Here is a 13024-nt window from a genome sequence, read left to right as displayed (position 1 = left end):
GAACTAATTTAATTTTGAGATAGTAAAACAGTATACCGAGTGCTAGAAAACTGTCGCAGTTTTTGTTCAATTTCAGACACAAGTTCAGGAATTTTTGAATCTATTTCATCTATTTCATCTTGAAAAGTTTTAGACTTGAGTCTATATTCATCAAACAATAAAGTGTTTTTTTCAAGATCATCTTCCAAAGAACCCAAATTATCAGGCATTAGTGAATTTACATTATTTTTCATTTCTTGGTATTTTTCATCATATTCTAAAACTTGTTTGATAAAGCCATCCAAAGACTCTTCAATCTCAGTAATTTGAGAGAATGTTTTATCGACATCTTTGACAGATATGGAACCAGATGAAACACCTTTTCGCACATTTTCAAGAATCATAATAATAGAATCTTTATTATCAAAAGACAATACATCAAACGGTTCGGTCACCAAAATAGACAAGATATTCTTTTCATCCTTATCTAAAGATGAAGCATACTCGTATCTACTCAAAGGTCTAGAGATTTTAGTAAATTGAGTGTTAATTTGATCTTTGATCTTTGATTTTTGTGTTGCAAATTTATTCAAAGTATTTTTCAAATCAAGGTATTTTTTGTAATCTTCAGACGATTTGATATGATCAATAGAATTTTGAATGTCATTTATTTTTTCTTGAGTTGACTTGGCATTTTCATTAGCATCTGTAATTTTTTGCAATTTTTCTTCACGTAAATTACTTGAATTTTTTATTTGCTTTATTGCATCATTTATCTCATCAGAAAGAGATTTTGTATAGTCATAATTTTTCAATATTTTATTAATTTCAGAATGATTTGCATTCATTACCTCTAGATTTTCTTTTAATTGTGAAGCATATTTTTTTGCAAAAATATGTATGACTCTGGTTTGTCTTCCCAAAACATCGCCTACTTTTTTTAGAATTAGACTCAAAACCGAGTTTAATTTTTCAGCATCATCAAATGAAGAGATTTTAGGTAATGAGACTACATCCTTTTTGATCATGTCAATTACCTGTTTTTTACCACGCACTACAATGATTGCAAGATGTTTGTCTATGTCATCAATGTTCAAATTGTCTTTTTCAAGGGCATTGCCGATTTTTATCAAATCTTTGATTAGAGGTTCTGTACTATTTCTCAAACCGTTTATTTCATTCAAAGTTTGAGATTTTCGTAATTCACCAAGTTTAGAGATTATTTTGGGTACATCTGCAAGTAAAATTTCCTTATTTTGAGGAATTTCCTCAACAGATTTTTTTTCTTCTTTCTTTTTACCCCATCCAAAGACCATTTTCTATCTTTTCCTTCAGGGGATTAAAAATGGTTGTACAACTAAAATTTAAAATTCAGCATATTTCATAGAAATGCATGGCAAAAATTGCAAAAAGAACATTTCATACAGGGACAGTAAAAAAAACAATCAAAATCAAAGCATCAAAAGACAAAGTATGGAGAAAAATTAGCAACATTGCAGGATTGCCAACATGGGTTGTAGATGTTAAAAAAACAACATATCTATCTAAAAGAAAAAAGGATGTAGGAGCAATAAGGTTAATCACATTTGCAGACGGGAACAAAATTGAGGAACATGTAGTAGCATGGAAAAAAGGGGAATATTTCACATATATTGCAACAGAAGGATTACCATTAAGAGCGTATGTTGCAACAATTTCAATAAAGCCAAAATCCAAAAATCTTGTTGAATTAACATGGCAATCATATCTAAATAGCAAGAAAATGTCTGAAAAACAATTCTTGGATTTTGTAGTATTTTTAGGGGCATTTTACGAGGCATCACTTGAAAATCTCAAAGCATCACTTGAAAAATAACACTAGATTTTATCCTAGTCAATATGTAAATACGATAAATTAAGAAAAAAATCATGAGCGACATGAGATTTATCATAATTGGGATCGTGTTAGTTTTTGCAGGATTTGTAATTCTAGGAGGATTTGGACAGAATTATCAAGCTGCGACTCTTGAGTCAAATCAATTCGGCACATGTTATGAATATTCAGATAATTCACCACCAGTGGAAATCAATTGTTCATTTAAGATATTTGATCAGACTGTATTTTTTGGAGTTGTCATAGTATTGATTGGTGCAGGAATCATATCATTGATTAAAGGTACACGTGGAGATTGGGACAATAGAGTCAAACCAGAAGACATGGTAGGTCCAGGAAATAACCAAAACTCAGATGATTCTGATTAGGACTATTTTTTAGACTTTAATTTTTTATATTCTTCAGGACTTTCTTCTTTTAATCTTTGAAAATATACTTCTTCATAGGGCATTTTTTCTCAGCATAACATAACTAAATTGACATTTAGCCTTGAAGGATAATTTGTACTTGAATTAGTCACAAATATCTGAGACATTATGGCTGTGATTCTAAAATATTTTTCATCGAATCAAACATTTCATTGAGTTCATCCATTCTTTGATCAAATTGTTCATCAGTTATTTCATCAGGTTTATTCAAAGTGATGATAACTTCAGAAAAATCTCCATTGGAAACAACTCTCATTGGAACATCCCATGAAGATTCCTCATCAATGAATTGATGATCTAAAATTCCAAAAGATTTGTTTTCGTTAAATTTTAGCTTGGATTTTCCATGAGGACCAGTAAATGACCACCATCCAGAATCATTGATTTTTGCATCAGGCATCATCTTAGAGGGCATGTTCAAAATGGCATCAAATGCATCACCTGTTTTCTTTTTTACAGTCATTGTAATAGTCCTAGACCTACCCATGGGATGAATTTCAAACAATGATTAAAAAGGATATAGCAGAAATCACATGAATCAAGAATACAGGCTTATTTATTCAAAAATTCTTTGATTTTCTTTAGATTTGTCACATTTGATTCATGAAACATCACCATGGATTCGGACAAAGAATTGGGCAAAACAGTTTTGAGATTATTTACTAATTCATCACCACTGGCAATCATAGTATCTATTAATTTCTCAATTTCGTTTTTTTCATCAACCATTTAATTTAGATATGGCCTAATCTTAATTATCTTTTTTTATCAGGGTTGCAGTTGAACGGACATTTTTTAGTTTTTGAATATTCCAAGAGACAATCTCACGAATCTTTTCAAAGTTTTCTGCTTGTAGTTTCACCATCATATCATGTGTTCCGATTGTTTCAAAAACATCCACTACCTGCTCTAGTTCTTTTAGCTGCTCAATAATCTCAGCTTCAGCACCCAACTCACAATTCAACATAACATATGCATCGGTCATAAAATAATCAAGAATCCAACATTATTTAAAGATGGATAATTTTCTACAATCTACCATGTGACATGGACCAAATCTTTGAGATTTCGTCTTGGTTTAGGGAATTTTGTTTGTTCAGGATATCCAATACACAACACAGACGAAGGAACTAGATCAGTTCCTATGACATCCATTACCTTTTGTTCATCAAACATTCCAATCCAAATTGAACTCAAACCCAAGGCCTGAGCTGCCAATTGTGAATATCCTGCTGCAAGAGTTGCGTCCTGTATAGCAAACTTTTTCAAAACAGATTCTGGAAAATCAAGTTTCACTCTAGATGGATTTTTGCAGAAAACCAATACAACAGGTGCGTCAACATATGGTTGTTTGTTACAAGCATCAACCAAAAGTTTTTTCTTTTCAGGGCTTTTGATGTAGAATATTTCAAACCCTTGAAAATTACCAGCAGTCGGTGCAGTGTCAGCTGCTGCAATAATTTTATCAATTTTTGTGGTTTCAACAGGTTTGTCTTTGAACTTTCTTGTAGAACGTCTCTTTGCCATTACAGCAAACAAATCAGTATCAACAACTTCAGTAGGGCCAGATTTTAAAATAAAATTCAACAAATTGTTTCGCACATTGTCATCTGGAGTATCAGGGGTTATTTCTGGTTCATATCCCAATGGATAAATTTTCTCCCCGTCTTTTTCTGAGCCCATAATAGTAGTACAAAAAATATCTTATTAAAGAAATAGAAACTCTTAGAAATGAAAAGACACCTTATTCTGCTTCAAAATGGTCACAGCCAGAAGTACAGGGTTTGTTCATAACACCCTCACATGCACCCACTTCGTTATGCATTATTCTATGATGTCCACAAATTTTACATTTTTCTCTAAAATGGGAAATTAATTCAGCAGTTGAAATATTTGATTCATGAATTTTTGATTCAATTTCACTAGTCATAGCAAGTTTCAAGGATCATGTTAGTTTAAACATTTTGCAAACCCGCATTCTAACAAAATTTTCTTTTAAAAGACAATCTACAGTCTACGAATGTTTTGTCGTTAAAATATGACAATGAGATTTGTGATGAATTACATTTATGATATCATCAAAAAGAGTTATTTCTTCCATGGATAGTTTTGGATAATCTACAATTAGCAAATCAATCTTGTTTTCTTTAACATAATCAACTACCCAATGTGAAATATTATCAGTCAATGCTAATTTTGTTTTGATAGGCACACCTTGTTTCTGAGCAACAGTCTTCCAATTTTTTAGTTCCGTCTCAAGTTTTGCAATCTGGTTTTGGGTTGTTTTTTTATCAGACTTTGTTTCAAAAAAATAAAACTTTGGAGGAGTTTTATACATACATTCTATCACAGTTAATTCTGAATCAAATTTTTTAGCCATTTCAAGACCAAGCTCAAATGATTTCTTGGTATGTGTTGGAGTGATGATTGCAACAGCTACTTTACGAAAAGGCATTTAATCAGTTTATTACAATTGTAAATTAATATCATTCTATTTTCATCATTTTTTGAAAATATGTCAATTCAAAATGTGAATTTATGAAAAGCGCCGAGAGAGGGATTCGAACCCCCGCACGCTTGCGCGTAGCCGTTTTCGAGACGGCCGCCGTACTACTTGGCTATCTCGGCAATTATTCTGATATATTCACCATAATAAAGCGAATTGCTGAAATCAAATTTTGTCAATATCAAATAATTCATCTCTGAATTTCTTTTTTATTTGATCTTTAGTTCTGTTCCATTCATCATCACTTACAAAATCTGTAAAAATGGAATGAAATTTGTCAAAAGCAGCATCTTCCAGAATAGAACGAATTTCTTGCTGTTCAGAGTCAGAAAAAGGAAAATAAGAGGTTATTCCAGATAAGACATTATCAGAATTATACTTGATTTCAAAAATTTTATCCTGTAAATATAATGGTAATTTCAGTGAAGGCAATATTTTGAATCACTCATTTCTATATTAAAATCGATTTCAAGACACATCTGAAATATCGATCAATTTGAAGAGATAAACACAAAATACCTGAAAGATGAAAGAAAGTCCATGGGATTAAACCTAAAAGAACTGGTAGTAAGAGAGAAAACAACACTTGAGGCATTTTCAAACAAAGTGATTGCAATTGATGCATACAATGCAATTTATCAATTTTTAGCAAGTATTAGAGGACCAGACGGATTACAATTATCAGACTCAGATGGTAGAATCACCAGCCATCTAAGTGGTTTGCTCTATAGAAATGTAAATTTTTTGTCTCTGGGAATCAAGCCAGTCTATGTTTTTGATGGAAAGCCACCATCGTTAAAAACAGCAGAAATTGAGCGTAGAAAACAAATCAAAAAGGACGCCACAGTGAAATATGAAAAAGCAGTTGCTGAAGGAAACATGGAAGAAGCAAGGAAATTTGCACAGCAAACAACTAGTATGAAAGACGGAATGGTAAAAGAATCAAAACAATTTCTGACGTATTTTGGAATTCCATACATTGAAGCGCCATCTGAAGGTGAAGCTACTGCAGCACATTTAACAAATACTGGACAAGCATACGCTTCAGCTAGTCAAGATTACGACTCGATTCTATGTGGAGCAAAAAGACTGGTGAGGAATTTTACAACAAGTGGACGGAGAAAAATTCCAAACAGGAATACCTACATAGACATATTGCCAGAAATTATTGAAACCCAAAAGACATTAGATGCAATCGGAATGACAAGAGAAGAATTAATCGACGTAGGTATTTTGATTGGGACTGATTTTAATCCAAATGGATTTGAAAGAATTGGCCCAAAAACAGCAATAAAATTAATCAAACAACATTCAAGATTAGAAGACATTCCACAGATTCAAGAACAACTAAAGGATATCGATTTTGAGCAAATCAGAAAAATATTCTTAAATCCAGAAGTGGCACATGTCGATGAAATTGTGTTTAACGAAGTAGATTATGAAGGAGTGACGAATTACCTAGTTAACGAAAGGAGTTTTTCTGAAGACAGAATTCAGTCAACATTGAATCGATTAAAAAAGGCCTTGGAAAAAAAGAGTCAAAATCTCGATCAGTGGTTCTAAGATTTCAATTTAATAACTAGTCAATTCAATTTAAAAAAAATGCCACAGACTGAAGCTAGAAAAACGCTCAAAGATGCCCCCATAATGTGGAGAAGAATAAACTCCATAGGCGTGATTTTAGACTGTAATTCCACTTATGCAGCAAATCTTGGATATGTGAAATCAGAAATCATAGGAAAATCAATTTTTGAGCATGTTCCAAAAGAATCTTGGGAAGATATGAATAATTCATTAAAAATTTGGTTTGATACTGGAAAAGTGAGTGATAGGAAAATTACTTTTAAAAAACAAAACGGAGAAACTTTTTCAGGATTATTACAAGCCACTAGTTTGTATGACGAGAACAAAAATTTACTTGGAAGCAATACAGTTATCTTTGATTTAAAACAAATGACGGATGAAAAAATAAATGAATATCAAAAATTCTTCAAAGAATCCAATTCCAAGTTAGATGAAATCAAAGTAAAAGAATATGATCAGTTAGATAAAAATTCAAAATCAGAATATGATGGATTAAAAGAGATGTTTGAGATGTTATCTAGGATTGATTTTAACGAGTTAAAAAAATAGATTGTAAATTCATCAAAGACACAGATAATCGCATATTAAATAAAATATCGAATGATTGTAAAACATATCCATCATAACGTAGTCTCAAAAATAAATTCTGATCAAATCTATAGTTACTTTGGTTAATTCCAGAGAACATAATATTCAAAAAAACTGATAAGTTTACTGAAGAAAACTTCTAAAAAATAAAAAATATTTTTAATGAATATAAAATATTATGAATATCAAGATTTGATACAATATTTGCAACTGATGAACTTTTCTTTTATTGCCTCTTCTAAAGTATCAGGAATAAAATAGATTTTTTCAGATTTTTTAATCTGAACAATTTTACAATCTGGTGTCATTTCTGCTAAATGATGAACCATGTTATCAGATTTGTTTCCTAAATATCCAGGCATATCTATATAGTAAATTAACAATAATATCTATTTATGCCTAATAATTTATAGAATTGTCAAATTACATATAGGAAATTAGGCATAAAACCAAAAATTATCCCAAAATATTCCAAGATACACAAAGCATAGAGATAATGTGTGAGAAATGTTGAAAGGGACATCAGGACAATGGATGAAAAAACAAGTGTTTGAAAAAGGATTATGAACTCTATGAAAAGGAAATTATTTTAAATTGGATTTTATAGATTTTTGAAGTTCATCAAAAACTTGTTGAACTTCTGTCACTGCAGCTCCATCTTCCAGAGTACTTACATCACCTATTTTTTCGTTATTTCCTATTGCTTTAAGCAATCTTCTCATTATTTTTCCACTGCGAGTTTTAGGTAATTTCGAAACAAAATAGATTTGTTTAGGAGTTGCAATTGATCCAATGTCAGTTCTAATTTTATTAGAAATTTCTTTCGCCAATTCTTTAGAATCATTATCTACACCCTGTTTTAAAACCACAAATGCAATTATGACTTCGCCTTTAACTTCATCTGGGATTCCACACACTGCGGATTCGGCCACAGCAGAATGAGATACAATACAGCTCTCAAGTTCAGCAGTTCCAATTCTATGACCTGCAACTTTTAGAACATCATCTGCACGTCCCAAAAGCCAAAAGTACCCATCATCGTCTTTTAGAGCATAGTCACCAGGATAATAGCAATTTTCATATTTTGACCAGTATACTGTTTTGTATTTCTCATCGTCATTCCACAATGTTAAGAGCATTCCAGGCCATGGATTTTTAATTACAAGATAGCCTTTTGTGTTTGCAGAAAGATCATCTCCATTTTCATCAACTACCGAAATATTCAAACCTGGAATTGGGCGAGTCCCAGAACCAGGTTTGAGAGGAATAGTATCCAATCCAGGAAGTGGAGATATCAACATACCACCAGTTTCAGTTTGCCACCAAGTATCAATTATAGTGCATTTTTCTTTTCCTATAGTTTTGAAATACCATTTCCAAACTTCAGGATTTATCGGCTCCCCAACTGTTCCAAGTAATCTTAATTTCGATAGATCAAAAGAATTTGGAATATCATCTCCAAATTTCATAAACATTCTCAGAGCAGTTGGAGTTGTGTAAAAAATTGTAACGTTATATTTTTGTAAAATTTTCCACATTCGGGATGGATCAGGAAAATCAGGTGCTCCTTCATACATCACTTGTGTTGCACCATGAAGAAACGGAGCATAAACAACATAACTATGTCCAGTTACCCAACCAATGTCAGCAGTACAAAAAAATACGTCTGAATCTTTAATGTCAAATGCCCATTTGAATGTCGAATACAAATGTGTCAAGTATCCCCCAGTACCATGTAACACACCTTTTGGTTTTCCTGTAGTTCCCGAAGTATACAAAATGTAAAGAGGGTGATCACTAGGTAATTCTTCAGCAGGACAAGAATCTGAAACACTGTCAATTAATTCCGTCCAGAGTTTATCTTTAGATGACATTGAAATTTTATTTTTTGCTCTCTCAAGTACTACCACATGTTCAACAAAATCCAATTCGCTTATTGCTTCATCAATTACATCCTTTAGTGGAACAATTTTCCCCCGTCTGTATCCACCATCAGCAGTAATGATGACTTTGGAGTTTGAGTCAGTTACTCTGTCTTTAATTGATGTTGCACTAAACCCTGAAAAAATTACAGTGTGGATAGCACCAATTCTAGCACATGCTAACATTGCAATTGGCAGTTCTGGAACCATCGGAAGATAAATTGTAACTCGGTCTCCTTTTTTGACACCAAGTGATTTTAGTACATTTGCAAACTTTTGTACTTGAGTAAACATCTGTCCATATGTGAGATTTTGTGATTCCCCATTTTCCCCCTCCCACAGAATTGCAGATTTATCAGATTTTGCGGCCTGATGGATATCTAGTGCGTTATAAGAGGCGTTAATCGTGCCTCCAACGAACCATTTGGCAAATGGAGGTTTCCAATCCAGCGTTTTTTCCCAAAGAGAGAACCAGGACAAATTCTTTGCCTGTTCATCCCAAAACGATACAAAGTCAGCATCAGCTTTTTTTCTTAAAGTATCATCATTATTTCCAAGTCCAATATTAAAAATCTCAGACATCAAAAAGTGTATGAAATTAGATCTTTATAATTAGTTAAATTTAGTTTACCTTTCTAGCTTGTTTATGCCCGATGTTATTGTAGAATAGAGTTTAGAATCTAAGGGTTAATTCCCCAACCACGTTCGATTAATTTCTCAAAACTTGATTCCTTGACACATTTAGACGAGTTTGTGGTTTTCTTTATCATTTCTAGGAATCCACCCTCACAGATTTTTTCAACTATGGCGTCTTGCTTGCCCTCTGAATTCAATTCACAAACTTCACCTTTATTGATCACCTCTGTCCCACAAACCTGATATGGGCTAGACCAGTGCCACGAAGCAAAAGATGGAGAGAAGGACATCAAGAAAATTATCATAATAATTGAGATCATCATTATCTTCATGAATTTTCTAATAATTTTACAAACTTAAAGATATTGCTTATTCTCAAGAATTTAAACAATCACTAACATTGCACGATAGTTCCAACCATTTCAATTTTTTCTTTTGTTCAGTATCTAATTGATTATAGAAGTAAATAATATCACAACTTTCAATATCTTTACCCCATTGCATTTGCTGATAGATGGATTTTGCTTTATTATCAAAGTTATCTGATGAAATAATATCTATTGTATCAAATATTACACCAAGTTCATCAGGTATACCACACATCAAAATATACCCTTTATTCATTTCTTCAAATAATTCCCTTTGTTGTTCATCATTTAGATAATTGAGTAAGGGAGGTAAAGCAATCGATAAAATAACAATTACAAAAATTAATGCCAAAACAATTCCAATTACAAAACCCCAATTTATCATAATTAAAATTCAAAAGATTTGAACTTAAGCATATGGCCTATTCTCAAAAGAGTTGCATTAATCCAAAGACACCGAAAACTACAACAGGTATCATCAACTTGAATATCTTATCTTTTCTACCTGATATCTCCGCAGTGTAATCGTCTTTTAGTTTGTCGATGTTGTGTCTGTGGAAAATAACGACGGCCAAACTGTAAATGTATAATGAATATGAGGCTATCATGATTTTATCAGCCATTGTAGAATAGCCAATTGGAGGTAGTTCTGCCAAAAAGAACCCTACATGATAAAAGACAGTTGCTGCAAGCACGGCAGCTAAAATCTGCAACCTATCGCCATCTCGTCTTGGAGTCATCCAAAAAGTTGCAACACCAAATACTGTGATAATAATTATTGGAACAATTTTCTTTACGAATGTGCCATTTGGATCAGTTGTTACTGGAAAAACAATTTTTGCGTGGGGGAAATCTGCCCAAGGTGCAGAGGCGATATATGTTTCAGCAGTAGGATTCAATATTTCCCATCCAGGAACACTTACTGTTTCATGTAATTCGGGGTCCATGTACTCTTGGTTAATTGTAAAAATCACATCATCTGCAGTGACAGGGAAAAATGTTTCTATATGAATTACCAAGTTAATTTCTTCAAAAGGGTAATTTGTAAAATCAATATCGTTAAAAAATACTCCTTGTACTTTTTCTTTGTAAAAATGAGGTTCTAAACTCTGACCTGAAATTTTGACAACGTTCCCATTAGTGTAATCCAATTCTCCTGGAGGATTTTTTGTAAGATCAACGCTTTCATCAGTAACTATAGTAGTCCAAAAAGTTAATTCATAGGAACCGCTCTCTCTATCAATTTTTCCAATGTTTGCAAGCGCAATACCTATTTTGTACTCAACAGGTTCCTTTGGTTCAGATATCTGTTCTGATTCAACTTGTGCAAATGCGGTAGTTGGAATTAACAAAACAAAAGATATGGCAAGAATTACTGTGATTTTCACCACCTCCGTAGGAAATTTTAGTACTTAACGGTATTCAATTCTGAACCCACTTTGTAAGAATTACCATGTTCATCATTTGTTAAAAGACCAGCAAATCCAACTATTCCCATTAATGTGGCTGAAAATCACATGAATATCAGGACTATTATAATGGGCACATTTTTCAGGAATTTCATATATTTGCATTGCGTTTCGAATTACAATTTTTTATAACCAGTTAGAACCGTGATTACGTGAACATATTCGTACTTGATGAAGATCCAAAACTTTGTGCTATGGCTCATTGTGATAAACACGTTGTTAAAATGATTCTAGAGACGGCACAAATGATTTGTACAACTCATCATTTTATTGGTGGTTATGATTATGACATTCCATGCAAGTCTACCCATATCAATCATCCATGTAACCGTTGGTTACGTGACAGTATTGAAAATTATAAATGGTTAGTTCAACTTATCACACATCTCAATGATGAATACAGATATCGTTATGACAAGGATGTAAATCACAAGTCATATGATGCTATAAAGGATTTACCAATTCCAAATCTACCACACATACCACGTACACGTTTTGCTCGTGCCATGCCAGATGAAATAAAGATTAAAAATGATGTTGTAAAGTCATATCGTAATTATTACAACATATCAAAAAAAAATATCATCTCATACAAAAAACGTGATCCACCAAAGTGGTTAAAATTCAAATAAATTCATGAACTTAAGATTATGGCTTAGAGTTTAAAGTGTGATTGAAACATTTCTTAATTCTGGAATATCAATCCAAGTCTCTCCATTATCATAGCTTACCTTTTTGATTTTACTACACTAGGCATAAAGAAATGAAGGTGTTTTGCTATTTAATGTCGGATTGCGAGATTTAATTTTAATGAATAGTGAACATTTTCCTAGCATAAACAACCCATTCTTAATCAAATATTGAATTTCTGAAAAGATTATGATTAAATGAAAAGAACTGTAAATCAAATATATGAATCTAGAATTTTTCATGGATGTGTCGCCAAAATGGTGGTTAAAAGTGAAAAATGATTATAGTTTTTTGAAAAATTATGTCTATGAGAAATTTGAACTGGATTATTATCCTAGAGAAATTGATTTTAGAGGCGAAAAGATAGATTTAGACTATTCAAAAACACCCCTAAAAAAACTAATTTTGGATAAACTAGAATTAGAAGAATTTGGTTGTCAGTTTATCCCAGAAAATGAAGATATCAAAGAAAGTTATTTGATTTCAGATGGACATGTTTCCTACAATCCCCGAAAAACAAAGATGAATTCTAGATTAAGAATTACTCTCCAAATTGAAACAAAACAATTAGAATAAAAATTATCAGGTATCTGATTACCCCTATTTTTCACACTCTAAATCAAAACATGGTCTGATTTTTGGAATAAATAATTTCCAGTTCTAGATCTTACAACTAAAGAATATCTAGTTAAAAATTCTCTATTTTGTTACATACTCGTTTTGAAAAATAGCATCCTGCAAATGCTGCAATAATTGCAGGGATTAACGTGATAAGAAACACTTGAACAATTAATTCAAAATAAATGCTGTAAATCAAACTAGGTGAGACTAGTTTTCCCAATAAAACTTCATTATAAGTATACATGATGTATGGATAATAAAACATGTAAAATGTAGAACCTAGAATACCGGCTCCAACGTATTTAGCATATTTATAGTTTAATTTTGAAATAATATAATCAGATACAATCAAAGGAATCA

Annotated in this window: 19 protein-coding genes, 1 tRNA gene and 1 pseudogene; 6 read left to right on the top strand and 15 right to left on the bottom strand. The window is 32.1% G+C overall.

The window, feature by feature from the left end; genetic code table 11:
* Positions 1–8: 8 nt before the first annotated feature.
* Positions 9–1295 (bottom strand): exonuclease SbcC, encoded by a 1287-nt coding sequence (locus ACW9XA_RS08435; RefSeq protein WP_457763897.1) that lies wholly within the window; start codon positions 1293–1295, stop codon positions 9–11.
* A 77-nt stretch (positions 1296–1372) separates the two neighbouring features.
* Between ACW9XA_RS08435 and ACW9XA_RS08430 the strand changes: the two genes are divergently transcribed.
* Together ACW9XA_RS08430 and ACW9XA_RS08425 are read left to right on the top strand one after the other, a co-directional pair.
* Positions 1373–1834 carry an SRPBCC family protein gene (locus ACW9XA_RS08430; RefSeq protein WP_457763896.1) on the top strand — a complete coding sequence of 154 codons (462 nt, stop codon included), beginning with the start codon at positions 1373–1375 and terminating at the stop codon, positions 1832–1834.
* Between the two features lie 62 nt (positions 1835–1896).
* The gene (locus tag ACW9XA_RS08425; RefSeq protein ID WP_457764012.1) at positions 1897–2220 is read left to right on the top strand and encodes a hypothetical protein; all 324 of its coding nucleotides are present in this window, start codon (positions 1897–1899) and stop codon (positions 2218–2220) included.
* A gap of 166 nt (positions 2221–2386) precedes the next feature.
* On the opposite strand, the gene ACW9XA_RS08420 is transcribed toward ACW9XA_RS08425, so the two are convergent.
* The 8 genes from ACW9XA_RS08420 to ACW9XA_RS08385 form a co-directional block, all read right to left on the bottom strand.
* Entirely contained in the window at positions 2387–2767 is a 381-nt protein-coding gene (locus tag ACW9XA_RS08420) for a hypothetical protein (protein WP_457763895.1), read from the bottom strand.
* A gap of 65 nt (positions 2768–2832) precedes the next feature.
* Entirely contained in the window at positions 2833–3009 is a 177-nt protein-coding gene (locus tag ACW9XA_RS08415; protein WP_457763894.1) for a hypothetical protein, read from the bottom strand.
* A gap of 22 nt (positions 3010–3031) precedes the next feature.
* A complete protein-coding gene (locus ACW9XA_RS08410) occupies positions 3032–3265 on the bottom strand; it encodes an Lrp/AsnC ligand binding domain-containing protein (protein ID WP_300322559.1) in 234 nt (77 codons plus the stop codon).
* Between the two features lie 50 nt (positions 3266–3315).
* Positions 3316–3963, bottom strand: a complete 648-nt coding sequence (locus ACW9XA_RS08405; RefSeq protein WP_457763893.1) for a nitroreductase family protein — start codon at positions 3961–3963, stop codon at positions 3316–3318.
* Positions 3964–4024: 61 nt separating this feature from the next.
* Positions 4025–4210: a hypothetical protein gene (locus ACW9XA_RS08400; RefSeq protein WP_457763892.1), complete on the bottom strand. Its 186-nt coding sequence runs from the start codon at positions 4208–4210 to the stop codon at positions 4025–4027.
* An 84-nt stretch (positions 4211–4294) separates the two neighbouring features.
* On the bottom strand, positions 4295–4735 hold the full coding sequence (locus ACW9XA_RS08395; RefSeq protein WP_457763891.1) for a universal stress protein: 441 nt from the start codon (positions 4733–4735) through the stop codon (positions 4295–4297).
* 91 nt (positions 4736–4826) lie between these two features.
* Positions 4827–4908: transfer RNA gene (locus ACW9XA_RS08390), tRNA-Ser, on the bottom strand.
* A 43-nt stretch (positions 4909–4951) separates the two neighbouring features.
* Positions 4952–5218 (bottom strand): hypothetical protein, encoded by a 267-nt coding sequence (locus ACW9XA_RS08385; RefSeq protein WP_457763890.1) that lies wholly within the window; start codon positions 5216–5218, stop codon positions 4952–4954.
* 108 nt (positions 5219–5326) lie between these two features.
* On the opposite strand from ACW9XA_RS08385, the gene fen reads away from it, so the two are divergent.
* Both fen and ACW9XA_RS08375 read left to right on the top strand, forming a co-directional pair.
* The gene (gene fen / locus ACW9XA_RS08380) at positions 5327–6349 is read left to right on the top strand and encodes a flap endonuclease-1 (protein ID WP_457763889.1); all 1023 of its coding nucleotides are present in this window, start codon (positions 5327–5329) and stop codon (positions 6347–6349) included.
* Between the two features lie 39 nt (positions 6350–6388).
* Complete coding sequence (locus tag ACW9XA_RS08375; protein ID WP_300322548.1) at positions 6389–6919, top strand: PAS domain-containing protein; 531 nt, start codon at positions 6389–6391, stop codon at positions 6917–6919.
* 224 nt (positions 6920–7143) lie between these two features.
* Here the strand turns inward: ACW9XA_RS08375 and ACW9XA_RS08370 are convergent, their stop codons facing one another.
* The 5 genes from ACW9XA_RS08370 to ACW9XA_RS08350 all read right to left on the bottom strand — a co-directional run bounded on the left by ACW9XA_RS08370 (position 7144) and on the right by ACW9XA_RS08350 (position 11272).
* Positions 7144–7341 carry a hypothetical protein gene (locus ACW9XA_RS08370; protein WP_457763888.1) on the bottom strand — a complete coding sequence of 66 codons (198 nt, stop codon included), beginning with the start codon at positions 7339–7341 and terminating at the stop codon, positions 7144–7146.
* A gap of 201 nt (positions 7342–7542) precedes the next feature.
* Positions 7543–9462: an acetate--CoA ligase gene (gene acs, locus ACW9XA_RS08365; protein WP_457763887.1), complete on the bottom strand. Its 1920-nt coding sequence runs from the start codon at positions 9460–9462 to the stop codon at positions 7543–7545.
* Positions 9463–9560: 98 nt separating this feature from the next.
* Positions 9561–9713 (bottom strand): hypothetical protein, encoded by a 153-nt coding sequence (locus ACW9XA_RS08360; protein ID WP_457763886.1) that lies wholly within the window; start codon positions 9711–9713, stop codon positions 9561–9563.
* 178 nt (positions 9714–9891) lie between these two features.
* A complete protein-coding gene (locus ACW9XA_RS08355; protein ID WP_457763885.1) occupies positions 9892–10269 on the bottom strand; it encodes a hypothetical protein in 378 nt (125 codons plus the stop codon).
* A 43-nt stretch (positions 10270–10312) separates the two neighbouring features.
* Positions 10313–11272, bottom strand: a complete 960-nt coding sequence (locus ACW9XA_RS08350) for a hypothetical protein (RefSeq protein ID WP_457763884.1) — start codon at positions 11270–11272, stop codon at positions 10313–10315.
* Between the two features lie 233 nt (positions 11273–11505).
* Here ACW9XA_RS08350 and ACW9XA_RS08345 point away from each other — a divergent pair, with 233 nt between their 5' ends.
* Positions 11506–11985, top strand: a complete 480-nt coding sequence (locus ACW9XA_RS08345) for a hypothetical protein (protein ID WP_457763883.1) — start codon at positions 11506–11508, stop codon at positions 11983–11985.
* Between the two features lie 280 nt (positions 11986–12265).
* Complete coding sequence (locus ACW9XA_RS08340) at positions 12266–12619, top strand: hypothetical protein (RefSeq protein WP_457763882.1); 354 nt, start codon at positions 12266–12268, stop codon at positions 12617–12619.
* 112 nt (positions 12620–12731) lie between these two features.
* Here the strand turns inward: ACW9XA_RS08340 and ACW9XA_RS08335 are convergent.
* A pseudogene (locus tag ACW9XA_RS08335) lies at positions 12732–13024 on the bottom strand (hypothetical protein); the annotation flags it as partial.

It is taken from the genome of Candidatus Nitrosopumilus sp. bin_6a (genome assembly GCF_054095695.1).
The sequence above is the reverse complement of the archived record's forward strand: the minus strand, read 5'-3'. Positions and strand labels throughout refer to the sequence as shown.